This window comes from Streptomyces sp. NPDC051136 (assembly GCF_044455745.1).
Classification (GTDB): Bacteria; Actinomycetota; Actinomycetes; order Streptomycetales; family Streptomycetaceae; genus Streptomyces.
Map to the genome: position 1 here is coordinate 580,272 of NZ_JBITFE010000003.1, position 26,558 is coordinate 606,829.

At 73.4% G+C, this 26,558-nt stretch carries 20 protein-coding genes and 1 tRNA gene; 11 read left to right on the forward strand and 10 right to left on the reverse strand.

The annotated features are described in order from the left end of the window. The first annotated feature begins 154 nt into the window (after window positions 1-154). On the forward strand, window positions 155-619 hold the full coding sequence (locus ACIBCJ_RS11845) for an ATP-binding protein (RefSeq protein ID WP_362100123.1): 465 nt from the start codon (window positions 155-157) through the stop codon (window positions 617-619). A gap of 103 nt (window positions 620-722) precedes the next feature. Here the strand turns inward: ACIBCJ_RS11845 and ACIBCJ_RS11850 are convergent, their stop codons facing one another. Together ACIBCJ_RS11850 and ACIBCJ_RS11855 are read right to left on the reverse strand one after the other, a co-directional pair. Further along, window positions 723-2,180, reverse strand: coding sequence for an aminopeptidase P family protein (locus tag ACIBCJ_RS11850; RefSeq protein WP_365979525.1), 1,458 nt, complete (start codon window positions 2,178-2,180; stop codon window positions 723-725). Window positions 2,181-2,323: 143 nt separating this feature from the next. After that, complete coding sequence (locus ACIBCJ_RS11855) at window positions 2,324-3,751, reverse strand: PP2C family protein-serine/threonine phosphatase (RefSeq protein ID WP_365979526.1); 1,428 nt, start codon at window positions 3,749-3,751, stop codon at window positions 2,324-2,326. Window positions 3,752-4,407: 656 nt separating this feature from the next. Between ACIBCJ_RS11855 and ACIBCJ_RS11860 the strand changes: the two genes are divergently transcribed. Together ACIBCJ_RS11860 and ACIBCJ_RS11865 are read left to right on the forward strand one after the other, a co-directional pair. Then, window positions 4,408-5,073, forward strand: a complete 666-nt coding sequence (locus ACIBCJ_RS11860; RefSeq protein ID WP_362510762.1) for a bifunctional DNA primase/polymerase — start codon at window positions 4,408-4,410, stop codon at window positions 5,071-5,073. A 56-nt stretch (window positions 5,074-5,129) separates the two neighbouring features. Then, window positions 5,130-5,897: a hypothetical protein gene (locus ACIBCJ_RS11865; protein WP_365979527.1), complete on the forward strand. Its 768-nt coding sequence runs from the start codon at window positions 5,130-5,132 to the stop codon at window positions 5,895-5,897. Window positions 5,898-6,189: 292 nt separating this feature from the next. Here the strand turns inward: ACIBCJ_RS11865 and ACIBCJ_RS11870 are convergent, their stop codons facing one another. From ACIBCJ_RS11870 to ACIBCJ_RS11880, 3 genes are all read right to left on the reverse strand, one after another. Beyond that, complete coding sequence (locus tag ACIBCJ_RS11870; RefSeq protein ID WP_362100109.1) at window positions 6,190-7,155, reverse strand: DUF5926 family protein; 966 nt, start codon at window positions 7,153-7,155, stop codon at window positions 6,190-6,192. Window positions 7,156-7,548: 393 nt separating this feature from the next. Beyond that, the gene (locus ACIBCJ_RS11875; protein ID WP_362100106.1) at window positions 7,549-8,187 is read right to left on the reverse strand and encodes an ATP-binding protein; all 639 of its coding nucleotides are present in this window, start codon (window positions 8,185-8,187) and stop codon (window positions 7,549-7,551) included. Window positions 8,188-8,314: 127 nt separating this feature from the next. After that, window positions 8,315-9,142, reverse strand: a complete 828-nt coding sequence (locus ACIBCJ_RS11880; RefSeq protein WP_362100103.1) for a glycerophosphodiester phosphodiesterase — start codon at window positions 9,140-9,142, stop codon at window positions 8,315-8,317. Window positions 9,143-9,405: 263 nt separating this feature from the next. Between ACIBCJ_RS11880 and ACIBCJ_RS11885 the strand changes: the two genes are divergently transcribed. Further along, window positions 9,406-10,932, forward strand: a complete 1,527-nt coding sequence (locus ACIBCJ_RS11885; protein WP_365979529.1) for a trypsin-like peptidase domain-containing protein — start codon at window positions 9,406-9,408, stop codon at window positions 10,930-10,932. A gap of 221 nt (window positions 10,933-11,153) precedes the next feature. Here the strand turns inward: ACIBCJ_RS11885 and ACIBCJ_RS11890 are convergent, their stop codons facing one another. Beyond that, window positions 11,154-12,047 carry an NADP-dependent oxidoreductase gene (locus ACIBCJ_RS11890; protein ID WP_365979530.1) on the reverse strand — a complete coding sequence of 298 codons (894 nt, stop codon included), beginning with the start codon at window positions 12,045-12,047 and terminating at the stop codon, window positions 11,154-11,156. 71 nt (window positions 12,048-12,118) lie between these two features. On the opposite strand from ACIBCJ_RS11890, the gene ACIBCJ_RS11895 reads away from it, so the two are divergent. The 3 genes from ACIBCJ_RS11895 to ACIBCJ_RS11905 all read left to right on the forward strand — a co-directional run bounded on the left by ACIBCJ_RS11895 (window position 12,119) and on the right by ACIBCJ_RS11905 (window position 14,150). Further along, window positions 12,119-12,709, forward strand: coding sequence for a TetR family transcriptional regulator (locus tag ACIBCJ_RS11895; RefSeq protein WP_362100094.1), 591 nt, complete (start codon window positions 12,119-12,121; stop codon window positions 12,707-12,709). Window positions 12,710-13,017: 308 nt separating this feature from the next. Continuing rightward, window positions 13,018-13,773: a hypothetical protein gene (locus ACIBCJ_RS11900; protein WP_365979531.1), complete on the forward strand. Its 756-nt coding sequence runs from the start codon at window positions 13,018-13,020 to the stop codon at window positions 13,771-13,773. 292 nt (window positions 13,774-14,065) lie between these two features. Next, window positions 14,066-14,150: transfer RNA gene (locus ACIBCJ_RS11905), tRNA-Ser, on the forward strand. A gap of 428 nt (window positions 14,151-14,578) precedes the next feature. Here ACIBCJ_RS11905 and ACIBCJ_RS11910 read toward each other — a convergent pair. After that, entirely contained in the window at window positions 14,579-15,022 is a 444-nt protein-coding gene (locus ACIBCJ_RS11910; RefSeq protein ID WP_365979645.1) for a hypothetical protein, read from the reverse strand. A 199-nt stretch (window positions 15,023-15,221) separates the two neighbouring features. Further along, window positions 15,222-16,172, reverse strand: a complete 951-nt coding sequence (locus tag ACIBCJ_RS11915) for a bifunctional DNA primase/polymerase (RefSeq protein WP_365979532.1) — start codon at window positions 16,170-16,172, stop codon at window positions 15,222-15,224. A 363-nt stretch (window positions 16,173-16,535) separates the two neighbouring features. Here ACIBCJ_RS11915 and ACIBCJ_RS11920 point away from each other — a divergent pair, with 363 nt between their 5' ends. The 3 genes from ACIBCJ_RS11920 (at window position 16,536) to ACIBCJ_RS11930 (ending at window position 19,688) form a co-directional block, all read left to right on the forward strand. Beyond that, a complete protein-coding gene (locus ACIBCJ_RS11920; RefSeq protein ID WP_133889933.1) occupies window positions 16,536-16,862 on the forward strand; it encodes a hypothetical protein in 327 nt (108 codons plus the stop codon). Between the two features lie 433 nt (window positions 16,863-17,295). After that, window positions 17,296-17,883: a SigE family RNA polymerase sigma factor gene (locus ACIBCJ_RS11925; protein WP_362100087.1), complete on the forward strand. Its 588-nt coding sequence runs from the start codon at window positions 17,296-17,298 to the stop codon at window positions 17,881-17,883. Between the two features lie 125 nt (window positions 17,884-18,008). Then, entirely contained in the window at window positions 18,009-19,688 is a 1,680-nt protein-coding gene (locus ACIBCJ_RS11930) for a long-chain fatty acid--CoA ligase (RefSeq protein ID WP_362100084.1), read from the forward strand. Between the two features lie 147 nt (window positions 19,689-19,835). Here the strand turns inward: ACIBCJ_RS11930 and ACIBCJ_RS11935 are convergent, their stop codons facing one another. Further along, complete coding sequence (locus ACIBCJ_RS11935) at window positions 19,836-21,113, reverse strand: MFS transporter (protein ID WP_365979533.1); 1,278 nt, start codon at window positions 21,111-21,113, stop codon at window positions 19,836-19,838. Window positions 21,114-21,250: 137 nt separating this feature from the next. On the opposite strand from ACIBCJ_RS11935, the gene ACIBCJ_RS11940 reads away from it, so the two are divergent. Then, window positions 21,251-21,832 (forward strand): TetR family transcriptional regulator, encoded by a 582-nt coding sequence (locus tag ACIBCJ_RS11940; protein WP_362100078.1) that lies wholly within the window; start codon window positions 21,251-21,253, stop codon window positions 21,830-21,832. A gap of 186 nt (window positions 21,833-22,018) precedes the next feature. Here the strand turns inward: ACIBCJ_RS11940 and ACIBCJ_RS11945 are convergent, their stop codons facing one another. Beyond that, window positions 22,019-26,428 carry a PAS domain-containing protein gene (locus tag ACIBCJ_RS11945; RefSeq protein ID WP_365979534.1) on the reverse strand — a complete coding sequence of 1,470 codons (4,410 nt, stop codon included), beginning with the start codon at window positions 26,426-26,428 and terminating at the stop codon, window positions 22,019-22,021. Window positions 26,429-26,558: the final 130 nt, after the last annotated feature.

Consider the following 26,558-nt stretch of genomic DNA (forward strand, 5'->3'; position numbering starts at 1 on the left):
AAGATCACCTTCTGTCACGGGCGGCCCCGCATACACCCGGCGGCGGCGGCCCCGCATCCGCCAGACGGGCGGTCACTCGGCTGCGGGGCGCTTACGCAGGGGTGTGAGGGGCAATACGTAACGGTATGTCGAGCCGCGGCCGGGAGGCTGGAGCATGAGCATCTGGTGGTCACTCCATTTGCGGCGCGAGGCTGCGAGCGTGCCCCTGGCCCGCCGCCTGCTGATCGGCACCATGGAGACCGCGGGCGTCGACCCCGACATCTCCTTCGACCTCTCCGTCGCGCTGAGCGAGGCCTGCGCCAACGCCGTCGAGCACGGCGGGGACATGGGGCCCGGCGGCCCGGGCGAGGCGTACCGCGTCACGGCCTACCTGGACGGCGAACTGTGCCGCATCGAGGTCTCCGACACCGGCCCCGGCTTCCCCGCCGCCGTCCCGGGCGGACCGCACGGCACGGCCCGGCAGGTGCCGGTGGAGGCGGAGAGCGGCCGCGGTCTGTGCCTCATCCGGGAGCTCGCCGACCACGTCCACATCGGCACGACGCCGGGGCACGCCGGTGCCGTGGTGAGCTTCGACAAGATCCTCAAGTGGCGGGAGAACGCCCCGCTGGTGGCGGTCTGACGGAGCACACCTGACGTCCGCGGAGCACCTCTGGAAGAGACATCCCGGAAGAACAGCGACGGCCGGGCACCCCGCACGGGGTGCCCGGCCGTCGGACGGCGGGTCAGCCCTTGAGCGCGGCCATCCACTCCTCGACCTCGTCCGACCGGCGCGGCAGCCCGGCGGACAGGTTCCGGTTGCCGTCGGCGGTGACGAGGATGTCGTCCTCGATGCGCACGCCGATGCCCCGGTACTCCTCCGGCACGGTCAGGTCGTCGGCCTGGAAGTACAGGCCCGGCTCGACGGTGAGCACCATGCCGGGCTCCAGCGTGCCGTCGACGTACGTCTCCACGCGCGCGACGGCGCAGTCGTGGACGTCCATGCCGAGCATGTGACCGGTGCCGTGCAGCGTCCAGCGGCGCTGCAGGCCCAGCTCCAGCACCCGCTCGACCGGGCCCTCGACCAGACCCCACTCGACGAGCCGCTCGGCCAGCACCCGCTGGGAGGCGTCGTGGAAGTCGCGGTACGCGGCGCCCGGCTTGACCGCCGCGATGCCGGCCTCCTGGGCGTCGTACACGGCGTCGTAGATCTTCTTCTGCAGTTCGCTGTAGCGGCCGTTGATCGGCAGCGTGCGGGTGACGTCGGCCGTGTAGTAGGTGTGCGTCTCCACGCCCGCGTCGAGCAGCAGCAGGTCGCCGGAGCGCACCGGGCCGTCGTTGCGGACCCAGTGCAGGGTGCAGGCGTGCGGGCCGGCGGCGCAGATGGAGCCGTAGCCGATGTCGTTGCCCTCCACGCGGGCGCGGAGGAAGAAGGTGCCCTCGATGTAGCGCTCGCTGGTCGCCTCGGCCTTGTCGAGCACCTTCACGACGTCCTCGAAGCCGCGCACGGTGGAATCGACGGCCTTCTGCAGCTCGCCGATCTCGAACTCGTCCTTGACCAGGCGGGCCTCGGACAGGAAGACGCGCAGTTCCTCGTCGCGCTCGGCGGTGACCTTGTCGGTGAGGGCCGCCTCGATGCCGGCGTCGTGGCCGCGCACGACGCGCACCGGGCCGGTGGCCTCGCGCAGGCTGCCGGCGAGCTCGCGGACGTCGGAGGCGGGGATGCCGTACAGCTTGCCGGCCTCGGTGAGGGAGTGGCGGCGGCCGACCCACAGCTCGCCCTGGCCGCTCAGCCAGAACTCGCCGTTCTCACGGTCGGAGCGGGGCAGGAGGTAGATCGTCGCGGTGTGCCCGTCGCCCTCGGGCTCCAGGACCAGGACGCCGTCCTCGGTCTGGTTGCCGGTCAGGTAGGCGTACTCGACCGAGGCGCGGAAGGAGTACTCCGTGTCGTTGGAGCGGGTCTTGAGGTTGCCCGCGGGGATGACGAGGCGCTCGCCGGGGAAGCGGGCGGACAGCGCGGCACGGCGGGCGGCGGTCTCGGCGGCCTGGGCGATGGGCTCCAGGTCGTGCAGCTCCGTGTCGGCCCAGCCGGACTTCATGTTCTCGGCCAGCTCGTCGGACACGGCCGGGTACAGGCCGTTCTTGCGCTGCTTGATCGGCTCCTCGGTCTCGTCCGGGTTCTCCGGGGTGAGCTCCTCCGCCACGGTCATCCTCCTAGGTACGGCACTGGACCACCCCCATCGTACGGTCGTTCGGAAGGGGGCCCAGGGCCGAAGGGCCTGTTACGCGGCGGCGCTACCGTCCGTTATGCGGGACGTGCGGGGCGTCAGAGCGGTCCCGGCGTCCGTTATTCGAACCGGACCGCCAGCAGGACGACGTCCTCCGCGGAGTCCTCGTCCGCCTTTCCGCCGGGCAGCGCGGTGCGCAGGACGTGCTCGACGACCGCGTCCGGGTCGTGGCGTGCGGCCCGGGGGACCCCGGCCGCCGCCGCGTGCAGCCGGGCGAAGGCGCGGTCGGCCGGGTCGCCGGTGCGGTGCAGCAGCCCGTCGGTGTAGAGCAGAACCGTCTCTCCGGGCTCGGCCTGCAGCTCCACGCTGGGCGCCTCCCAGCAGGCCAGCATGCCGAGCGGGGCGGACACGGAGGTCTCGACGAACTCCGTGCGCCGCTCCCCGATCAGCAGGGGCGGGCTGTGCCCGGCGCCGGCGAGGGTGATCCGGCGCAGCGCGGGCTCGCAGTAGCCGAACAGGGCGGTGGCCGAGCGGGCCGGCTCGGTGAGCCGCAGCAGCAGCTCCAGGTCGGACAGGACGGCGACCGGGTCCTCGCCCTCCATCACGGCGTACGCCCGCAGCGAGGCGCGCAGCCGCCCCATCGCCGCGACCGCGCTGGGACCGGAACCGGTGACGGACCCGACGGCGAGTCCGAGGGCCGCGTCCGGCAGCGGCAGCGCGTCGTACCAGTCGCCGCCGCCGCGCGGGCCGGTGCGGTGCCGGGCGGCGAGCTGCACGCCGGGCACCCGGGGGAGGCGGGAGGGCAGCAGTTCCTCGGCCATCGTCGCCATGGTGGCGCGGGTGCGCTCGACCTCCGCGAGGCGGGCCAGGTGCTGGGCGGCGTAGCGGACGTACAGGCCGGCGAGGTGGCGCTGCCGCTCACCCGGCTCGGCGGGCTCGTCGTAGAGCCACACGGCGGCGCCGAGCCGCCCGGTGCGCCCCGTGGACGGCCCGGTGCACAGGGGGAGGGTGTAGCTCGCGGCGTAACCGAGGCGGGCGGCGACCTCGCGGTGGCGTGGGTCGAGGCTCTTCTCGGCGAGCAGGTCGGGCTCGGCGACGCCGTCCTCGTCGACCGGCAGTCCGTCCAGGACCCGCCCGTACGGCAGGGAACCGCGCGGCACGGTCTCGATGTGGCCGAGGTCGGCGCGGCCGAGGCCGAGGCCGACGGTGGTGTCGGGGCCGAGTCCGTCGGCCGGTTCCAGCACGACCAGGCCGCGCCGGGCGCCGACCAGGGCGGCTCCGGCGTGCAGCAGTTCCTGGAGGCCGTCGGCGAGGGTGTCCGTCCGCACCAGGCGTTCGGTCAGCTCGTGCAGGGTCGTGAGGTCCGAGACCCAGCCGGCCAGCCGGTCCTGGAGCAGGGCCCCGGGGGCACACGCGGTGCCCGCGGCGTCCGCGGTGGGGGACCCGGCCGTCGGAGAGGTGCCCGCGGCGGCGGACGCGACAGTGTGTGCGGGGGACGGAACCGTTGAATCGATTCCAGCCACTTTCGCTGGGTGCGGGGCGTTCATGGCGTCCGGCCTTTGGACCGGTGCTTACTGCTCAAAAGCATCGCAAACCCCCATGTCATTCTGCGCCGCCAGCAGTGTCTCCACATGTACACGCACTCGTAAGGAGATGTCCAGCATTGTCCTGCCGGGATTCCTGGTGTCCACGGGGTGCGAGCGACCTCCTTCCCGACCCCTTGCGGAAAAGCGAATTTGGCTTGAAACTGCCCCGGAGGACGCCTTGTTGCGGTCGACTGGGGCTGCTTCACGGAGCGTCACAGCGGTCGTGATGGGTACGTACTCGGAGAAGGCCAGGGGTGGTTGGGGACCACCTGGAACCTGGCGACGGACCCGGGCGTCCTATCCACCGACGACCGTGCCCCATCCTCCCGTGGCGGAGGCGGAGAGAAATACGCGCGACGGCAAAACGCCAGACTTCGCCACCCCCGCGCCACGCCCATGCTTTTGCCAGACGCAGTGGTCGGAACCGTCACGGACGCAGTCAGTGCTCGACCCACAGGGGTTTCCCTTGCCCTTGGCGGAGGCGTTCCCGGGTAGTCCCGTGAGCGTCCCCCGGCGGGGGTGTGATGCGCCACCAGCAACGCACAGCGAAGTGATCGACACATGGTGTGAAGTGACCACGGTGTTGCCAGGCGTGCAACGGAAAGGAACGAGCGCTCATGCGCGAGATCCTCGGAAGGCGACGCAGGCTCCTGTCCCCGCACGACGACGGACGGCCTGAGCTGATCGGCGCGGCCCTGACCTACGCGGCACAATGGCGGTGGCCCGTACTCCCGGGCGCGGCGGCGGACCCGCGGGCGCGGTCACGCTGCACCTGCCCCGACCCCGAGTGCGCGGTGCCGGGCGCGCATCCCTTCGACCCCGGGCTCCTCACCGCGACCACCGACGCCCGCATGGTGCGCTGGTGGTGGACGAACCGGCCGACCGCCCCGATCGTCCTGGCCACCGGGGGAAGCGCCCCGTGCGCCGTCTCCCTGCCCGCACTCCCGGCCGCCCACGCCCTCGCCGCGCTCGACCGCGCCGGGCTGCGGGTCGGCCCGGTCGTCGCCTCGCCCGCCCGCTGGGCGCTGCTGGTCCGGCCGTACTCCATGGAGCAACTGGGCGAGCTGCTCTACGCCAAGGACTTCGTCCCCGGCTCCCTGCGCTTCCACGGCGAGGGCGGCTACCTCCCGCTGCCCCCGTCCGAGACCGGTGCCGGCGCCGTCCGCTGGGAGCGGGCGCCGCTGCCCGGCTCCGCCGCGCCCTGGGTGCCCGATGTCGAGGCCGTGGTGGACGCGGTGGTCGACGCCCTCACTCGTACGGGTGTGAGCGCGCCCGAGTTGTAGGGGTGTCCCGGCGCGCGCCCGGTCCGCGCCCGCCGTCGGTCGTTATCGTCCGCCCCATGCCGCTTCATGCAGGGGAGCACCGCGCCGTCGGGCCGTACCGCACCGGGTCACGCCGTGGCGGGCCGGACCGCCGGCGGATCCGTCTGTACGGGCTCGCGGCCGTCGTGGCGTGCGCGGTCGTACTGCCGTTCGCCGTGGCGTCCGCGGGGCCCCCGGGCGACGGGGACGACAAGGCCCCGGTGACCGTGCCGCTCCTCGCGCGGGGCGGTGACGGCGAGGTGCCCGCGTCCGGGGCGGAGCCGAAGACCGCGTCCGGGGCCGGGCCGGGAACCGGGGCCGGCTTCGAGTCCGGGGCCGGGTCCCGTACCGAACCGGGGGCCGGAGGGGCCGAGCGCGCCGGGGCGGGGGGCGCGCCCGCCCGTCCGCCGCTGCCGCCCGGGCCCGCGCTGGCCGCGCGCTGCGGCCCCGAACTCACCTCGCCCGCGGGCGTCGAGGCGCAGACCTGTGTCCTGACCCGGGGGACGGAGACCTGGGCGCGCACCTACTACCGCAACGCCACCGGCGGACCGGTGGAGGCCATGCTGAGCCTCATGGGACCCGACGGCCGCAGTGTGCGGACGCACTGCGCGGTGAGCGCCGACGACGCGCCGGGCACCTGCGAGACGCCCCCGGACCACTCCCGTGGTGCGGCCGGGGGCGGACTGGCGGGGTACAGCGCGATCGCCGAGTTCGCCGGCCGGGCCGGGTACGGACCGCTCCTGCTGCGTGCCGGGAGCAGCGGCGGAAGTGACGGCGAGAGCAGTGACGCCAGCGACAGCGACTGACGCGACGGTGAGAGGGACGGCGACGCACCGGCGGGATCGGGTGGTTGACGGCCGATCGGCGGACGGGTGCGGACTCGCGCATGGAAAGACCCGGTTGCTGGCGACGGGGGATGCACCAGCAACCGGGCTACTCGAACGGTAACAAGAGATCGGCTGTTAGCAAATTCGATCTCTTGGTTTCCGGTCACCGACTGGCTTGTCCGCACCGGGAGTTATGACTGGTACGACCGCCGGGGAGCCGCCGCTCCGGCTGACCGGTCGGTCAGCCGGGGGCGGCCCGCGCGGTTGTGTGTCAGCTGAGCGTGACCTGTCGGTTGGTCAGGCCGCCGCGCGCCCGGCGCTCGTCGTGCGTGAGCGGAGCGTCCGTGGCCAGGGCCTCGGCGAGCCGCTCGGCGAACTCCGCGGCCGGCTTCTCGATGTCCTGCGCGGTGATCTCGCTCGGCAGGTCCCACACCGGCACGGTGAGGCCGTGGGCACGGAAGGAGCCGACGAGCCGGGTGCCCTCGCCGAGCGACGACCGGCCCGCGGCGTGCAGCCGGGCGAGAGCGTCCAGAAGCCGCTCCTCCTCGTGCGGCATGACCCAGCGCAGGTGGTTCTTGTCCGGCGTCTCGCACCAGTAGGCGGCGTCGACACCCTCCAGCCGAACGGTCGGGATGGCCGCGGCGTTGGCCCGCTCCAGGGACGCGGTGACGTCCGGCGTGGCGTTCTCCGGGTCCGGCACCCAGAACTCGAAACCCGAGTGCACCTGCGGCTCGAACGCGCCCTCGGGTGCGAGCAGGTCCTGCAGCCGCGGGCCGTCGGCCGGCGCGCGGCGGCCCTGCACCGGGGTGCCCGGCGCGGCGGTCAGCGCCCGCGCGAGGGTGTCGGCGAGGTCGCGGCTGATGTCGCCCGACGCCGTGTCGTTCTGCAGGCCGAGCAGGACCGAGCCGTCGTCGCGGCGCAGGGCGGGCCAGGCCATCGGCAGCACCGTGGCCAGCGTGACCGACGGGACGCCCTCGGGCAGGCCGTCGCGCAGGGTCAGCCCGACCGTGGCCGCCGGCACCAGCTCCCGCAGCGCCACCCAGTCGCACTCGCCGGGCAGCCCCTCGAACGGGCGCTGCACCAGCGCGGTCGTGGCCTGCGCGGCGGTCCGGCCGTGGCAGGCCTTGTACCGGCGGCCGCTGCCGCAGGGGCAGGGCTCGCGGGCACCGACGACCGGGACCTCGGCATCGTCGAGCTGGGGCCGCTTGGCCTTCGTCTGGGGTCGCTTCTTGGCCATCGTGGGTGTCTCCCGGTTACGGCTCTACTCGTACGGCGCGAGCCTAGCCGTTCCCGCCCCGGCGGACGGGACCTGTGGACAACGGACCGTCTGTGGGCAACTCGCCCCGGCCGTAGCCGTAGCCGTAGCCGTAGCCACGCGACCGACGGGCCGGCCCAAGTCGCCGTACGGCCCGCCCAGCTCCTCGTGCGAGTCGCGCCCGGCCTCGTGCGGGCCCGGGCCGTGCCTCGGAGGGACCGGCCCGGGTGCTTGTGCGACTCGGTCCAGCCTCCTCGTGCGACTCGGTCCGGGCCCCTCGTGCGACTAGGTCCGGGCCCCTCGTGCGATTCGCCCCAGGCCTCGTACGGCTCGGTCGGGCCGCAGGCCGGAGAGCGGCCGTGGCGGGGGACGGGGTCAGGCCAGGTCCTCGAAGGCGTCCGCGAAGTCCAGGCCGGGGATCTCGGACACCGCCGGAGCCGAGATGCGGGTGGCGAAGTCCTCGCGCCGATGTGCGGCACCCGGGTCGCGCACGTCGTCGTGGACGACGACCCAGACGGTGACCTCCCCGCACGCGCTGTCCCGCACGCCCCAGTCGTCGGCGAGCGCCGTGATGATGTTCAGCCCGCGTCCACCGTGCGCGGTGACCGACGGGGTGGCCGGAGCCGGACGGGTCGGACCGCCGCCGTCCGTGACCTCCACCAGCAGTCGTCCGCGCGCGTCCACCTGCCACGCGGCACGGACGTCGCCGTCCCCGGCCAGGGCGTCGCCCAGCGGCCGGCCGTGCTTGCAGGCATTGCTCAACAGTTCGGAAAGGATCAGTACGGCGTCGTCGATGACCGAATCCGCTACACCGCCCCTGCGCAACTGATCACGCATGCGGTGCCTTGCTTCCCCCACGCCCGCAGGGCCATGGGGCACGGCCATGCTCGACCACGTGGGCACCTCCTGTGCCACCACCAACGCCACCCCCGAGACCTCCTTCGCCCCACGCCACCGAGTGGATGCCCCATCGCTCTGAGCCGGAAACCGGCCGATCGCCCCGCGGTGACGCATTCGACACGGTCGAACACGCACCGAACGCGCCGGAGCACTCCCCGTAGTCACGTGGCCGGATTTCGCCGGTGTGGCCGAGATCGGAGAATGGGGCAGCCGGGCCGCCGGGTCAAGAGGTGCGGCCGAATCAGCGGCCCAGGTGGTCCAGGACCGCGCGCGGCCGGTTGGTGATGATGGCGTCGACGCCCAGGTCGACGCAGTGATCCACGTCGGCGGTCTCGTTCACCGTCCATACGTGCACCTGGTGACCGGCCGCCTTCAGGCGCTCGATGTACGCGGGGTGGTTGCGCACGATCCGGATCGAGGGGCCGGCGATCCGGACGCCCGCGGGCAGCCGCCCGTCGCGCAGCCGGGGCGAGACGAACTGCATGAGGGAGACCGTCGGCAGCGTCGGCGACGCGGCCCGCACCCGGTGCAGTGAGCGGGCCGAGAAGCTCATCACCCGCACCGGCGACTCCTCGGCCGAGGCCGGGGCGTCGAGCCCGAAGCGCTTCAGGAGCTGCAGCAGCCGCTCCTCCACCTGGCCCGCCCAGCGGGTGGGGTGCTTGGTCTCGATGGCCAGTTCCACGCGCCGACCCGAGTCGGCGACCAGCTGCAGCAGCCGTTCCAGGGTCAGGACGGACGTCTCCTCCCGGTCCTCGGGCCGGTGCTCCCAGTCGGGCTGCTCGTCGCGCGTGCGCCAGAACTCCCGGGTCCGCCGGGTGCCGAAGTCCAGGGCCGCGAGATCGGCGAGCTCCAGCGCCGAGACCGCGCCCCGCCCGTTGGACGTACGGTTGACGCGCCAGTCGTGGACGCAGACGAGGTGGCCGTCGGCGGTCAGGCGTACATCGCACTCCAGGGCGTCCGCCCCGTCCTCGATCGCCTTCCGGTACGCGGCCAGCGTGTGCTCGGGTGCCTCCTCGGAGGCGCCACGGTGGGCGACGACCTGAATCCGGTGCTGTCGTGCGTGGGTCACCGCGTCATGGTGCCACCGCGGGCGGGTAGACGTGCCACCGGGCGGAATCGGCAACGCGTCCGTTTAGTCTTTGATGACCGATGTAAAGGACAGTCGGGGACCCACAGCTACGGCTTATGGTGCTCTGACGGCCCGTGGGAAAAGCTGATGGCATACAGAATCACCGGCACATCCACACCGCGCCGGACCGTGGAGCAGCGCGTGAGCGAGGCTGAGCGCGACCAGGGTGAGCGACCAACAGCCGTGGAACGAGGAGAGAAGCTGTGAGCACCGAGAACGAGGGCACCGCGGTACCCCCGGCCCCGTCCGCACCTCCCGTGCCGGTGGATGCTCCCGCTGCCTCCGCCCAGCCTCCCGCGCCGCCCGCCCCCCACCAGGACCGCACCACCACCCCGGAGGCTCCGGCGGCTCCCCCCGCCCCAGCCCCGGCCGGGGTGCCCGGGGACCACCGGGCACCCCAGGCTCAGTCGGGGCCGCAGGGCGGCGAGGTCCCGCAGGGGCACTCGGCTCCCGACGCCGCGTGGCCCCCGCCCCCGCCGCCGGGCACCGGGGCCCACACCCCGGCGTACGGCGGAGGCGGCGACGGCGGCTACGGAGGCGGTTTCGGCGACGGGGCCGGTGGCGGCGCCGGCGGCTGGGGTGCCTCGTACCAGCAGCCCGCCCCGAAGCCCGGACGCGGCCGTGGCGGTCTGGTCGCCGGCGTCCTGATCGCCGCGCTCGTCGCGGGCGGCCTGGGCGGCGGTCTCGGCTACACCCTCGCCAAGAACAACGACGGGAACGGCTCCACCACGGTCTCCGCCTCCGACACCGGCGGCTCCGTCAAGCGCGACGCGGGCACCGTGGCCGGCGTGGCCGCCAAGGCGCTGCCCAGCACCGTCACCATCCAGGCCGAGGGGAGCAACGGCGAGGGCGGCACCGGCACCGGGTTCGTCTTCGACAAGGAAGGCCACATCGTCACCAACAACCACGTGGTGGCGGAGGCGGTCGACGGCGGCAAGCTCAGTGCGACCTTCCCCGACGGCAAGAAGTACGACGCCGAGGTGGTCGGCCACGCCCAGGGCTACGACGTCGCCGTCGTCAAGCTGGAGAACGCCCCCTCGGACCTGAACCCGCTCCCCCTGGGTGACTCCGACAAGGTCGCCGTGGGCGACTCGACGATCGCCATCGGCGCGCCCTTCGGCCTGTCCAACACGGTGACCACGGGCATCATCAGCGCCAAGAACCGCCCCGTGGCCTCCAGCGACGGCAGCGCCGACAGCAAGGCCTCCTACATGAGCGCCCTGCAGACCGACGCGTCGATCAACCCGGGCAACTCCGGCGGCCCGCTGCTGGACGCGCAGGGCAACGTCATCGGCATCAACTCCGCGATCCAGTCCTCCAGCAACGGCAGCTTCGGCACCGGCCAGGCCGGCTCCATCGGCCTGGGCTTCGCGATCCCCATCAACCAGGCCGAGTTCGTCGCCCAGCAGCTGATCAAGAACGGCAAGCCGGTGTACGCGAAGATCGGTGCCTCCGTCTCCCTGGAGGAGGCCACGGGCGGCGCCAAGCTCACCGAGCAGGGCGTGGGCGGAGCCGACCCCGTCGAGAAGGGCGGCCCGGCCGACGACGCGGGCCTCAAGCCCGGTGACGTCATCACCAAGCTCGACGACCGGGTGATCGACAGCGGCCCGACCCTGATCGGCGAGATCTGGACCCACGCGCCCGGCGACGAGGTCACGGTCACCTACGAGCGCGGCGGCAAGCAGCACACGACCGAGGTCACCCTGGGCTCGAAGGTCGGCGACGACTGACCCGCCGTACCGCCACGACCCACCGAGACCCACCCACTTCGCCACCGGGCTGCATCCGCCCCGGTGGCGAAGTGCGTCACCCGGAAACCCGCGTGCTCGGCGACCCGGACCGCCCTGGAGCGGAGGCGACCCGAGCGACCCGGGCCCAAGGCGGCCCCGGGACCGAGGCACCCCGGGCAACTCCACTCAACGCCACTCCACTCAACGCAACTCCACTCCACTCACACGATGATGACCCGTCGTCCGCGCGTGTGGCCGGCCTGGCTGTCGACGTGCGCCGCCGCGGCCTCGGCGAGCGAGTACGTCTTCTCGACCGGTATGTGGAGCCTGCCCCGCGCGATGAGGCCGACGGTCTCGGCGAGCGCCGCCGGCACGCTTCCGGCCACGCCGGAGAACCGCACGCCGAACTCGGGTGCGCCGAGGTCGGCGATGGTGACGACCTTCTCCGGATCCCCGGTCAGTCCGACGAGTTCGCGAAGCACACCCGAGCCGGCCAGGTCGAGTGCCGCGTCGACTCCGCCGAGCCGCCGCACCCGCTCCACCCAGCCCTCGCCGTACGTCGTGGGGACGGCACCGAGATCGCGCAGGTACGCCTGGTTGGCGGCACCGGCCGTACCGATCACCCTGATGCCGCGATCGCGGGCGATCTGCAGCACCGCCGACCCGACTCCCCCGGACGCGCCGCTGACCAGGAGCGTCTGGCCGGGCCGCACCCCGACTTCCCGGACGACGCGCAGCGCCGTCTCCATCACCGAGGGGTACCCGGCCGCCTCTTCGAACGTCAGGCCCTCGGGCATCCGGGCCCAGGCTCCGAGCACGGCGAACTCGGCGTAGGTGTCGGTGCCCTCGCCGAACACCCGGTCACCGACCTCGACGCCCTCGACCCCCTCTCCGACCTCGTCCACGATCCCGGCGGCGTCGAGCCCGACCCCCGAGGGCAGCGTGACCGGATGGGCCCCCAGTACCTGCCCTTCCCTGATCCGCCAGTCGACGGGGTTCACGCCGGCCGCCCGCACGGCGATGCGTATGCGACCGGGCCCCGCGTGGGGCTCCTCGGCGTCGACGAGGCGCAGGACGTCGGGACCGCCGAACTCGGCGAAGCTCACTTTCTTCATGCCGCCGACCGTAGCACTAACGGTTAGTGTTTCCTAACAACTCCATTTCCGTACCTGCTAGCCTTCCGGTCATGACCGTGCAGCAGTCCGGACGCCGTGAGCGCAAGAAGGCCGCGACCCGCCAGAAGATCGCCGACACCGCGCTGCGGCTCTTCCTGGAGCGCGGGTACGACGCGGTGGGCATCCGCGACGTGGCCGCCGAGGCCGACGTGGCCGTCACCACGGTCTTCTCCCACTTCGCCTCGAAGGAGGCTCTGGTCTTCGAACAGGACGAGGACTTCGAGCAACGCCTCACCCGTGCGGTCACCGACCGGGCGCCGGACGAGCCGATCGTCCCCGCGCTGCGCCGCGAGATCCTGGCCCTGGTGCGGCACTGCACCGCGGACGGCGCTGCTCCGGTCTGGCGCATGATCGACGCGTCCGACGCCCTGCGCAGGTACGACGAGTCGATGCGCCTGCGCCACGCGGACGCCCTGGCCCGCGCCATCGCCGCCGAGCCCGGCCTGACCCGCAGCGAAACCGCGGCCCGCACCCTCGCGCGCTTCGCGATCGACGCCTACTCGCTGGCCCGCGAGGCGCCCGATCCGGAGGCCGCTCTGGACGAGATCTTCCCGATGATCGAGGCCGCCTGGGAGGCAGCCCGCCCTCCCCGCCACACGTGAGCCCCGCACGACGAACGGTCACGGCGTGAGAGCGTCACCATGGGTTCGAATCCCACCGCTTCCAGGGCAGGGACGTTCTAGTCAAGGTTGCTTGCGGGAGAACTGGTCGCCGCGCCTCGTCAACACATCGACGAGTGCGGCCGGAAGCAACCGTCGAGCGTCTCCTGGCGCCTACTCGATGTCGGCTGTTGGGTATACCTCAACTGTTGTGTCGGGGCTGGGCGTTACTGGCGTGGCCTGGGTGGGCTGCTCCAACCTCCGCGCGACGCATTCGGAGACCGGCGGTAGCAGTGGGGGTGCTCAGCACGGTGGCAGACGATCGAATTGATGCGAACACACCTGGCCAGGGCGGCAACCATGCGGACGGTACTCAGGTGCCCGCATCGCCGCCCCCACCGCCGGCGGACCCGCCAACGCCGGACGGGGCGCAAGGTGACGGTCCGGGCGGAGGCTGGTTCAGCAGACATCAGCAGGCAGCCTGGATCGCTGCCGGGGCGACGGTTCTCGCCGCCCTGGTCACGGCCGTGGTGCCTGTTCTCGGCTCCTCCGGTGACGACAAGGCCGACGGTGCTCCGACCGTCGTGCCAGCTTCATCGCCTGTCACTTCGGCGCCCGAATCCTCACCTGCCTCCGGCTCGCCGTCGAAGGAGACCGAGACGTCCGCGCCGGGTGACAGTCCTTCGCCCGCAGGAAGCGAACTCTGGCGGGGCTCGCTGTTGCTCGATCACGAGCCCAAGGACCTGGACGCCGGACAACCCGTCGCTGTCGGCTACGCCGACGAAGGCGATGTGTACACGCTGCCGGGGAACGAGATCGAAGGGTGGCACGGCACCGTGATCTCTCTCTGGTCAGGACGCACGACCAGTCTGCCGGGCTACGAGGAGTGCTCGAACACGGTTACTGCGGCAGGAACCGAGAAACAACAACTCACCAAGAACACGGTGCTATGCATACGCACCAGCGCCGGGAACATCGCCCGCCTTGAGCTCACCGCACTCGGGTCCGACAGCATCGCTAGCGATAACCGCAATATGTTCGACGTGGTCATATGGGACGCGAGCTGACCCGGCCGCCTGGCCGGATCCCTTCAACGTCGGCGTCGCTGATCGCGGGGCGCTGCAATGTGTCGCCACTCGGCAGACGGATTCGAGTGCCCCGCCACAACCGGGGGCGCGTGACAGGGGGCTCGAGTCTGGGAAGGCGTAGTCGGCACCCGGGCCATGTGCTGCGTGGAGTGCTCTCCAGGTCACGAAGTGCCCGGCAACGGTGCCAGTGGGGCCCGTGTGGACCACGGAGCCCGCGCGGTGCAGGAGCCCGGTACTCTGTAGCCGTTCCGCCGCTGGTAGGCGGGGCGGAGGTGGGTTGCCCGAGCGGCCTAAGGGAACGGTCTTGAAAACCGTCGTGGCGCAAGTCACCGTGGGTTCAAATCCCACACCCACCGCGGTGATTGACGGCCCCTGACCAGGTATGACGGTCGGGGGCCGTTGCCGTGTGCGCTATCCGCCGGACGCCGCTGTTTCCCCGCGGCGTCCGGGTTCGGTCGCGGACACGGCAAGCCTCTCCTCCTGGAAACACGATCGGTCGGCTCTTGACCGGGGCGTTGAGATCGGTCGGTAGGGTCGTGAGCATGGGGGATCGGAAGACTCGTAAGTGCGTCTGGTGCGACAGGCAATTCACGCGGCGTTCCCGGTGGCGGGCGAAGCGTTACTGCAAGCGGTGGCATCAATGCGTGCACTACGGCGCGGTGCTGGTGGGGGCCTTGTTCTCTTGAGCCTCCCCTGACCAGGCACGACGGTCTGGGGTCGTCGTCGTTCTGTGGTACGGACTCCCGCGCGGGCGCGGACTCATCGGCCGCGCGGGGCGGACCGGCTACGGCTCCCGGAGTGCGTAGTCCCGTGCCAGGGACGGCCAGTCGACGGTCCGCAGGGCCGGGTCCGACTCGTACGCGTCGGGGGCGCGGGGTGTGGGCTGGAACCAGATGACGGTCAGGCCGGAACGGTAGGCGAACGGGTCGCTGGCCGGGGTCACGGGTGCGGAGGAGAAGCGGCCCACGCAGGCCACGCGCGGGAGTGTCTCGACGGGGCCGAAGGCGCCCGCGTACTGGTCCGGGTACGCGCGCGGGGGCGGGATCAGGTGCACCGGTGTGGGTGGGGACATCCGGGCGGCGGTGCGCAGGAGTTCCGCGATGCGCAGGTCGTTGACGGGGCGGCACGGGTAGCCCTCCGGCATGCCGCCGCCGTAGGTGGCCGTGAGGCGCAGTTCGGCCAGGTCGACGCTGCGGCCGGAGGCCAGGACGATCCTGGCCAGTGACATGGCCGGCTCGCGGAGATGGTCGCTGAGGCGGTCGTGGGGGCGGGCCGCCTGGGGACGGTCGGGCAGGCGGTCGTAGGAGTGCTGGTGGGGGCGGTCGTGCATCGGGGGCTTTCCGGTCGTGCCGCGGGGAGGGCCGCGTGGAGGGGGGGGAGGGTGCGTGAGGGTGGCCGGAAACGGCGCCCCGTCAGGGTGGGAGGGGTCAGGGGTGGTGGCCGGTCATGCGGGCCGCCGATGTGATCGTCGCGCGGGCCTCGCGATCGGTCAGGCCGGTGGCGCGGGCGGCTTCGAGCAGGGGGGCCAGCAGGGCGGGGCCGATACCGTTCTCGTAGGCGCGGCAGGCCGCCCAGAAGAGACGTGTGTTGCGCTGGCCCTCGTGTGCGGCGAGGACGAACTGGACGAGGCCGCGGCCGTCGTTCACCGTCCCGCCGCGGCCGCCGCTCACTGCCTCACCGCGGCCGTCGGTCATCTTTCCCCCGCGGCCCCCACTCACTCCCGGGCCGCCCTCGCCGCGCCGCACGGGCGGCGGCAGCAGCAGGCGCAGGAGTGCGGGCGGGCACGGTGCGGGTGACAGGTGGGACGTGCCGGGGACGGTCGTGTACGTGCCGTGGTGGGTGCGGGAGCCGGGGCCGACCAGGTAGCCGCCGGCTCCCCGGATGTCGATGCCGGGAGCGAGGCGTCCGGCCGAGTTGGGGACGACGTGGTCGGGCGGGCCGGTCAGCCAGAGGTGGCGGCCTCCGCTGGGGGTCAGGACCACCACCGTGGGCGGGATCGTGAACAGGTGGCGCAGGGCGAGTTCGCGCAGGGCGGTCGAGGAGTCCGGCTCCGCGTCGTCGCGCCTGATGTCCAGGTCGACGCCGATCAGACGGTGGGGCGGCAGTCCGCAGGCGATGCCGTAGCCCGTGGCCCAGGGGGCGGCGGCGAACAGCGCGCGGACGCGGGCCGGGTCGGTGGAGGCGTCGTGGACACCGTGGCCGAAGCGGCCGCACTCGCCGCGGCAGGTGAACGGCTGCGGGGTCGAGGCGCCGCGGTGGGGGGAGCGCAGCGCCGGGAGCTTGGTCCGGGCCAGCGGGATGACGGCCAGCCCGCGCTCCGCGGCTGACAGGGCGTGGGCGAGGGCCAGCGTCGTGGCCTGCCGGTCGGTGGTGGCCATGGGTCTATGTTCGTACGTATGTTCGAGAAAGGGAAGGGCGGGAGTGCGACACGCCGTGGGGACGGGCTGACGAGGGAAAAAGTGACGGAACGCTTCCCCTCTTGTGGCGCTTGACGTGGAGTCGTCCCCACTGTCCCGTACCGGGACGGAAGGGGGCCATGAGGGTTTATCGACATGTCCTCACGCTTGAGGGCGAATCGCGTCTTCCGGGGTGGTTCGCCGGGAGCCGGTGGGCAACTCTGATCATGCGACGTCGTGCACAGCGTCGAGGCGGTCGGCCAACTGCCTTGATATGAGCCCTAGTTCACGTACTTCTCGCGTTGTCGGCTGGAAGCCGGTGCGCACTTGTTCTGGAGGAAAAACATGGCAAGCATCCGTACCGCCCGTGTCGTCGCCGCCCTCGCCGCCCTTCCGCTCGCCGCCGCTCTGCTCGGCGGGATCGCGACGGCGGACAACGGCGCCCTCGCGGACGACGGATCGAGCGCGACCGCCGCCAGTGCCAACGCCGGCATCCTCGGCAGCGGCGTCGGCGGGAGCAACAACGGCAACTCGTCCACCACGCAGCAGCAGGCGGTCGGCTCGGGGGCCTCGAACCAGAGCAACACCGCGCAGGTCGACGGCTCCGCGTTCACGGCGATCAATCAGGGCAACGAGAACGTGGCCGTCAGCTTCACCCCGCTGTGGTGGTGAGCTGAGGGGCCGGCGCGGGTGCGTTGCCGCGCCGGCCCCTCGGGTCGTCGTGCGGGTGTGCTTCATGGGGTCGCAGGGCGTCCGGGCGACGGTACTCCGGTACCGGCGCCCGGACGTTCTCGTGCCCGGCCGCCGCCCTCCGTCCTCGTGGCCGCCCCGCCCCCTACCTCCCCCGGCCCCCGGCCCCTGTCTTCGCCCCTGCACCCGTCCCCGTGCCGTCCGCGTGCCCGGTTTCGGGGTGGTGCTCGTGGCCCGGCCGGGCCCGCCGGGACGCTTGTCCCGCGCGGTCCCTAAGGGATCGACCCGCACTCCCTCTCCTCCCCCACTCCACCTACAGGAGGTGGGGCCAACACCACCCCTACAACCTGAGGCGGACTCGGCTTCGGGACCTGCGGCCGATCCGCAGGCCGCCGCCCGCTCCTAGCGTGGAGCCATGACCACACCCGTCTGCACCAGCGCTTCGAACGCCGCCACCGCCGTGGCGCCGGCCACGAGGTCGACGATGACGACGCAGACCTTCCCGTACCCGTCGTTCGCGTCGTACGTGAAGGCCCGCCAGCCGGTGCTGCTGCGTACCGCCCGGTCCCTCACCGCGAACCCGAGCGATGCGGAGGACCTGCTGCAGACCGCGCTCACCAAGACGTACGTGGCCTGGGAGCGCATCGAGGACCACCGTGCCCTGGACGGCTATGTGCGCCGGGCGCTGCTGAACACCCGGACCTCGCAGTGGCGCAAGCGCAAGGTCGACGAGTTCGCCTGCGACGAGCTGCCCGAGCCGGAGCCCGCGTCCGGCGGCGACGACCAGGCGGAGCGGCAGGCCCTGCACGACGCGATGTGGCGGGCGATCATGAAGCTGCCCGCGCGGCAGCGGGCGATGGTCGTCCTCAGGTACTACGAGGACCTCAGCGAGGCCCGGACGGCCGAAGTCCTCGGGGTTTCCGTGGGTACGGTGAAGTCGGCGGTCTCCCGGGCCCTCGGCAAGCTCCGCGAGGACCCTGAGCTGGGCTTTGTTCACTCCTGAGCCGTCCTGAGGGACCCCGGTGGGCGCCCCTGTCGCGCGCCGCTCGCTGATCGATCATCCGGGGCTAGTGACATACCACGCGGTATGTGCGCAGAATCAGCGCAACCCTTACCGCCGCGTAGGCAATGTCGCCCCGGGAGGACACCGTGCTGAGCACGATGCAGGACGTACCGCTGCTGATATCGAGAATCCTGACCCACGGGTCGACCATCCACGGCAGCTCGCAGGTGACCACCTGGACCGGTGAGGACGAACCGCACCGCCGCTCCTTCGCCGAGATCGGAGCCCGCGCCGCCCAGCTGGCGCACGCCCTGCGCGAGGACCTCGGGGTCCGGGACGACGAACGGGTGGCGACGCTCGCCTGGAACAACGCCGAGCACGTCGAGGCCTACTTCGCGATCCCCTCCATGGGCGCGATCCTGCACACCCTCAACCTCCGCCTCCCGCCCGAGCAGCTGGCCTGGATCGTCAACCACGCCGCCGACCGGGTCGTGATCGCGAACGGTTCGCTGCTGCCGCTGCTCGCCCCGCTGCTGCCGCACCTCAAGACCGTCGAGCACGTCGTCGTCACGGGGCCGGGCGACCGCTCGCTGCTGGACGGGGCCGCCGCCGTACAGGTGCACGAGTACGAGGACCTAATCGCCCCGAAGCCCACGGCGTACGACTGGCCCGAGCTGGACGAGCGGGCCGCGGCCGCCATGTGCTACACCTCCGGCACCACCGGCGATCCGAAGGGCGTGGTCTACAGCCACCGCTCCATCTACCTGCACTCCATGCAGGTCAACATGACCCAGTCGATGGGCCTGACCGACCAGGACACCTCGCTGGTCGTGGTCCCGCAGTTCCACGTCAACGCCTGGGGCCTGCCGCACGCCACCTTCATGACCGGCGTCAACATGCTGATGCCGGACCGCTTCCTCCAGCCCGCGCCCCTCGCCGCGATGATCGAGGGCGAACGGCCGACGCACGCCGCCGCCGTCCCCACCATCTGGCAGGGCCTGCTCGCCGAGCTGACCGCCAAGCCCCGGGACGTCTCCTCCCTCACCCAGGTCACCATCGGCGGCTCCGCCTGTCCCCCCTCCCTGATGGAGGCGTTCGACGCGCTCGGCATGCGGGTCTGCCACGCCTGGGGCATGACGGAGACCTCGCCGCTCGGCACGGTCGCCCGGCCGCCGGCCCACGCGATCGGTACGGAGCAGGAGTTCGGCTACCGCCTCACCCAGGGCCGTTTCCCGGCCGGCGTCGAGGCCCGCCTCACCGGTCCCGGCGGCGAGCGCCTGCCCTGGGACGGCGAGTCCGCCGGTGAGCTGGAGGTGCGTGGCAACTGGATCGCCGGCGCCTACTACAACGGTCCGGGCGCCGAGCCGCTGCGCCCCGACGACAAGTTCAGCGAGGACGGCTGGCTGAAGACGGGTGACGTCGGCACGATCTCCCCGGACGGCTTCCTCACCCTCACCGACCGGGCCAAGGACGTCATCAAGTCCGGCGGCGAGTGGATCTCCTCCGTCGAGCTGGAGAACGCGCTGATGTCCCACCCGGACGTCGCCGAGGCCGCCGTGGTCGCCGTCCCGGACGACAAGTGGGGTGAGCGCCCGCTGGCCACGGTGGTCCTCAGGGAGGGCGCCACCACCGACTTCGCCGCCCTGCGCACCTTCCTCGCCGAGGACGGCAAGATCGCCAAGTGGCAGCTGCCGGAACGCTGGACGGTCATCGAGACGGTGCCCAAGACGAGCGTCGGCAAGTTCGACAAGAAGGTGCTGCGCAGACAGTACGCCGAGGGGGGCCTGGACGTCACCCGGCTCTGAATCGCCGGACATTCCGGTGACTGGTCACGGTCTCCCGTTTCCGGTGACTGGTCACCGGCCTCCTGTCTCCGGCCGGCGGCCGGTCTACGAGTGGCGGCCGGTCTACGGGTGGGGTCCACGGCCACGGCCCCGCCCCGAGGCACGTCCTCACCGCGCCGCCCGCGCGGGGCGTACGACCGTGGCCGTCCACCCCAGCACCAGCCAGGCCCCCGCCACCGCGCAGACGCCGCCCCAGCCCCACTGGCCGAACGCCGGTCCCGCGAGCGCCGAGGCCAGCGCGCCGCCCGCGAAGCCCGCGACGACGTACGCCGTGTTGGCGGTGGCCGGGGCCGAGGTGGTGGTCAGGGCGAGGGTCTGGTTGGCGACGTGCGAGGCGACCAGGGCGGCGTGCACCAGGACGGCGGCCGCGCACAGCGCCGCCATCGTCCGCCCGCCCAGCCAGAACAGCGGTACCGACAGGGCGGCCAGCGCGTACGCGGAGCGTACGACCCTGGCGGCGCCGAACCGGTCGACCAGGCCGCCCGCGAGCGGCGCGACGACACTCGCCGCCAGCCCGAAGAGGCCGAACAGACCGGCCGCCGCGGTGGTCATGCCGTACCCCTCGTCCCCGGTGAGCAGCAGGGCGAGCGACGTCCACAGGGCGCTCCAGGCGCCGTACATGCCGGCCTGGCGCACGCACGCGCGCCACAGGTCGGGGGAGCGGCGCACCACGCCCGGTATCGCGACGAGCCCGGCGAACAGCGGGCCCCGCCGCAGCGGTCGCTCCACGGGCAGGATGTACGCCGTCGCCAGCCCCAGCACGGCGGTCAGGACGGCGGCGCCCACGAACACCGTGCGCCAGCCGAAGGCCTGCCCGGCGAGACCGCCGAGCACCCGGGCCGCGACGACGCCGGTGAACAGGCCCGCGATGACGGCGGCGACGTGCCGGGCCCGGCGGTCGGCGGGGGCGCGCTCGGCGACCAGGGGGACGAGCAGCTGCGGTACGACGGTCGCGGCCGAGGCGACCAGGACGGCCCCCGCCAGCGCGCCGGTCCCGGCCGAGACGGCGGCGCCGAGCAGGGCGGCCGTGGCGACCAGCGAGAGGACGGCGACCAGGCGGCGCCGGTTCACGCTGTCGCCGAGCGGGGCGAAGAAGAGCAGGCCCGCCGCGTAGCCCAGCTGGGCGACCGAGGCGAGCCAGGCGACCGCCGACGGGGTCGAGCCCATGTCGTGGGCGATGAGGGGCAGCAGCGGCGCCGCGAGGTAGATGTTGGCGGCCGTGACGGCGGTGCACAGGGCGATCAGGGGGAGGAAGAGCCGGGCGGCGGCCGTGGAGGGAGCGGCTCCGCCCGGACCGTCGCCGGCCGGGGACCCGGCGGGCCGGCGCCCGGGGGCGGGTTCGGCCCCGGGCGGTGCGGTTGCGGAGGTGGACGGCGATGACGTCATGAGCGGAGCGGTCCCTTCGGGTACGCAGTCGTAACCAACTGGTTGGTTGGAAGTAACCAGGGGAGTCTCACGCGCATTCCCGGATGCTGTCAACCAAATAGTTGGTTGCCCGGCCCGCCCCGCATACCCTGACCCTCATGGCAGCAAGGGACCCCGAGGCCACGAAGGCCCGGATCTTCGAGGCGGCGGTGGCGGAGTTCGCCCGTCACGGCATCGCCGGCGCACGCATCGACCGCATCGCGGCCGAGGCGAAGGCCAACAAGCAGCTGATCTACGCCTACTACGGCAACAAGGGCGAGCTGTTCGCGTCCGTCCTCGAGAAGAAGATGCTCGACCTCGCGATCTCCGTCCCCGTCGACCCGGACGACATCGAGGGCTGGATCGACCGCCTGCTGGACTACCACGCCGCCCATCCCGAGCTGCTGCGCCTGCTCTTCTGGGAAGGCATGGAGTACGGCACCGCCGAGCTGCCCCACGAGGCCGAACGCCAGGCCCACTACGCCCGCAAGGTCGACGCCCTGCGGGACGCCCAGGAGCGCGGCGTGGTCACCGGCGCCATCCCGGCGACGGACCTGCTCTTCCTGCTCGTCGCGATGGCCAACTGGGCGGTCGTCGTACCGCAGATGAAGCGCATCCTCGTCGGCGGCGGGGAGGACGACGCCGACCGCCTGCGCGACTCGATCAAGAAGGCGGCCCGCCGCATCGTCGACGACCGGTGACGCGCGGCGCGCCGTGGGCCGGTGGCGGCGAGGACGCCGTCGGCCGTGACGCGCGGCGCCGTCGGCCGTGACCGCGCGGCGCACCGTGGGATGGTGACGCGCGGAGCACCGTGGGCCGTGACCGCGCGGGGCACCGTGGGCCGGTGACGCGAGCGTGCCCTCGGCCGTGCGAGGCCGAGGGCGCCCTCAGTTGGTCCCGATCCGCGCGAGCAGCTCGACGATCCGGGACTGCACCTCACCGCTGGTGGAACGCTCCGCCAGGAACAGCACCGTCTCGCCCGAGGCCAGCCGCGGCAGGTCGGCCTGGTCGACGGCGGCGGTGTAGACGACCAGCGGGGTGCGGGTGAGCTGTCCGTTGGCGCGCAGCCAGTCGATGATCCCGGCGTGGCCCGCCTGACGCCGCTCGATCTGCATCAGGTCCATCACGACCAGGTTGGGCCGGAACTGCCCGGCCAGCGTCACCGCGTCGGCGTCGCTCGCCGCCCGCGCCACCTGCATCCCCCGTCGTTCCAGCGTCGAGGTCAGCGCCAGCGCGATCTCCGCGTGCTCCTCGATCAGCAGCACGCGGGGCGGGTGCTGTTCGCTGTCCCGCGGGGCGAGCGCCTTCAGCAGTACGGCGGGGTCGGCGCCGTAGGCGGCGTCGCGCGATGCCTGTCCCAGCCCGGCCGTGACCAGCACCGGCACCTCGGCGGCCACCGCCGCCTGGCGCAGCGACTGGAGCGCCGTACGCGTGATCGGCCCGGTCAGCGGATCCACGAACAGTGCGGCGGGGAACGCCGCGATCTGCGCGTCGACCTCCTCGCGCGAGTTCACGATCACCGGCCGGTAGCCGCGGTCACTGAGCGCCTGCTGCGTGGACACGTCCGGCGCGGGCCACACCAGCAGCCGGCGCGGGTTGTCCAGCGGCTCCGGCGGCAGTTCGTCGTCCATCGGCTGCGGACGCGGCGGGTCGGCGACCTCGACGGCCCCGCCGGGACCGTCCAGCGGCTCGGGCCCCTCGGCCGCGTTGCGGTCCGGTGCTCCTATGGCGTACGACCGTCCGGCGCCCTCGGTGACCGGCGCCGGCCGTCCCTGACCGCCGACGGACGACTGCTCCTGGGGCGGCTTCGGAGGCGGGGCCTGCGGTTGCTGCTGCTTCGGCTGCCCGGCGGCGGGCTGCGCTCCCGGCGGCTGCTCGGCGGACGGGTGCGGACGGGCGGACGGCTCGGACCGTGTGGTGGCCGGGTCGGGCGGCGTGCCCAGCTTGCGGCGCCGTCCGCCGCCGGGCTGGTGCGGGGCGGGCGTGGCCGACGGCTGCTGCACCTGGACCGCCTGCCGGTTGAACGGCACGCCCTGCCCCAGCGTCCGCACGCTGAACGCCCGTCCCTGCGTCGAGTTCGGGTCGAAGGGCGCGGACGCCTCGGCGGGCAACGGCTGCGCCGCACGCGGCGCGGGCGCGTTCTCGGGCGGCAGGGGGGTGCCCCGGCTCGGCGTGGTGGCGGGAACGCCCTGCGGAGCCGCGGGTGCGGCAGGCGCGGCGGGGGCCGCCGGGGCCGCGGGACCGGCAGCGGCACCAGGGGGTACGGGCGTACCGGCGTCGCCCTCGGTGTCCCCGGCCGCCGGCCACGGCTGCGGCGCGGGACCCGGCCGACCAGGGACCGTGCCGGCAGCGCGGGCAGCGCGGGCAGCGGGGGCAGGGGCAGCCGGGGCACCCGCGGCAGCGGGAGCTGCGGGGGTCGGGGTGCCGGCCTGCGCGGTGCCGGCGCCGGGCTCGGCGGGCGGGGGCACCTGGGCCCCGGCGCCCGCGGCGGGCACGGGTGCTCCGTGCACCGGCGGTGCCCCTTGTACCGGGATGCTCGGCGCGGCACCGTCCCGAGTCGGGACCGGCGCCTGCTCCTCGGCCGGGCGGGCCGCTCCGGCCCGGCGGCGGCGTCCCGTCGGGGCCTCGGCGGGGTGCGGCTGCGGCGGAGTGTGGTCGTCGGCCGGGTCGTGCGGTACGGCGTCGTGCCGGCCGTCGGCGGGCAGGGCGTCACCGGGCGCGGCCGGCCCGGGCACCGGCACCCGGCCGGCCTGCCCCTGCGCCCGTTCCTGCCCCGGTGCCTGCGGGTGGCCCGGCAGTTCCTCCGCCGTCTGCGCGGTCCCGTCGGACGGACGGTCGGCGTCGGCGGGCGGCAGGGCGAAGACCTGGCGGGGAGCGGCCTCCTGCGCCGCGGCCCGCTCGTTCGCGGAAGCCAGCGCACGGCGTCGCCGCCCCGTCGGCCGGTCGGAGCCAGCCGGGTCCCCCGCGTCCGCCGGGTCCGACGCGCCGGCCTGCACGGGCAACGCCCGGGGCAGCGCGTGCTGCTCAGCACCGTCCTGTCCGCCTCGCCTGCCGGTGGGCGCGGGCACACCCTGCGGCGGTACCGTCCCGCCCAGCCCGGTGTTGGACGCGGCGGACCCCCCGCCGTGCTCGCCGGCCATGACGACGGCACCCTCGGACACCCCGGCGGGCACCCCCTGGGGCACCCCGGCGGCCTGCGCGCCCTCGGCTCCGGAGCCCTCGGCGGGCCGCCCGCGCCGACGCCCGGTCCCCCCGGACCCGGCACCCTCGGCGGGTCCCGCCTGCGCGGGCACGGGAACAGGGACCGGCACGCCGTCCGACGCCCGCTCCGGCGCCTCGACCTGGTCCTCCGCCGCAGCCGCCGCGCGCCGCCTGCGCCGACCGGTGGGGGTGGCCTTCTCCGCCTCGGCACCCGCACCGGCCTCGTCGGGCGTCCCGGCGACCTCGCTCTCCAGGAACGCGTCGACGGAAGCCCGGCGCGCACGCCGCCGCCCGCCTCCGGGAGCCGGTTCCCGGACCGCCAGGGCGACCTCCGCGCCCACGGCACCGGCATCTGCGGCCGGGACGGACGCCCCGGAGGCCGCGGGGTCGGCCGGGTCGATCTCGACGCCGCCCTGGGCCCCGACGGCCCCGGCCCCGCCCCCGATCGGCACCTCCAGCACGTAGGCGCTGCCGCTCATGCCCGGCACCTCGTGGGTCTGCAACACGCCGCCGTGCGCCCGCACGATCCCGCGCACGATCGGCTCGTGCACCGGGTCTCCCCCGGCGTACGGCCCGCGCACCTCGATGCGTACGACCTCGCCGCGCTGCGCCGCCGCGACCACGACGGTGTTGTCCAGGTATCCGCCCGTGGCCGACACGGGCGAGTTGCCGGTGGCGTCGACGCCCGCGACGTCGGCGACGAGATGGGCGAGCGCGGTGGCCAGCAGCCGGGCGTCGACCTCGGCCTCGATCGGAGGTGCGTGCACGGCGAACTGCACGCGCCCGGGACCGATCAGCTCCACCGCCCCGTCGACACCCGCGGCGACGACGGCGTCGAGCATCACCTTCGTGCGGGCGACCTGCTCGCCGCCCGCGTCGAGACGCTGGTAGCCGAGGACGTTGTCGATGAGCGTGGTGATGCGCGAGTAACCGGCCGACAGGTGGTGCAGCACCTGGTTGGCCTCGGGCCACAACTGCCCGGCGTCGTCCGAGGCCAGCGCGGCCAGCTCCCGGCGCAGCTCGTCCAGCGGCCCGCGCAGCGAGTCGCCGAGGAGGGTGAGCAGCTGCTCGTGCCGCCCCGCGATCGCCTCGTAGCGGTCCTTCTCCCGCTCGCCGAGGGCGGCGTAGCGGTCGGCGTCCGCGGCGATCTCCTCCGCGTGCTTCTCCCGCAGCTCCGCCAGCTCGGCGACGTGCTTCTCCCGCAGCTCGGTCAGCTCGGCCGCGTGCTCCTCGGCGAGCCGCTCCAGTTCCTCGGCGTGCCGCTGCTCCGCCTCCTCGTGCTCCTTGACGAGGGCGTCGTAGGGGCGCCGGTCGGTGAAGGTCATCACGGCGCCGACGAGCTGGTCGCCGTCGCGCACGGGCGCGGTCGTCAGGTCGACCGGCAGCTGGTCCCCGCTCTTGGCGAACAGCACCTGCCCGCGCACCCGGTGCTTGCGCCCGGAACGCAGGGTGTCCGCGAGCGGCGACTCGTCGTACGGGAAGGGTGAGCCGTCGGCACGCGAGTGCAGGACGAGGGTGTGCAGCTCGCGGCCGCCGAGTTCACCGGCCCGGTAGCCCAGGATCTGGGCGGCGGCCGGGTTGACGAGGACGATCCGGCCGTCGGTGTCGGTGCCCACCACGCCCTCGGAGGCGGCCCGCAGGATCATCTCGGTCTGCCGCTGCGAACGGGCCAGCTCGGCCTCGGTGTCGACGGTGCCGGAGAGGTCGCGGACGACGAGCATCAGCAGCTCGTCACCGGTGTAGCCGTAGGTGTCGTAGGCCTGCTGGCCGGTCTCCAGGTTGGCGCTGGTGACCTCGACGGGGAACTCCGCGCCGTCGGTGCGCCGCGCGACCATCCGGGTCGGCTTGGTGCGCGCCCGCGGGTCGATGTGGTCGGGGCGGCGCATGGAGCCGGGGATGAGCCGCGAGTCGAACTGCGGCAGCAGATCCAGCAGGCCGCGCCCGACCAGCGCGGTGCCCGGCGCCTCGAACGCCTCCAGCGCGATGGTGTTCGCGTTGACCACGGTGCCGTTGGCGTTGACCAGGACCAACGCGTCAGGCAGCGCGTCCAGTATGGCTGCGAGGCGAGCAGCGCCTCGGGATGGCCTGCTGCTCACGAGACGCTTCCCTCCTGTTACCGCACTTGCCGACCGCCTGGGCCATCTTGCCAATCGGCCCGCAGCGTGTCACGCGAGGGAGTCTAAGGGTTGGGGCCCGGCGGGCGGCGTGGGATGGGACGGAGGTCGC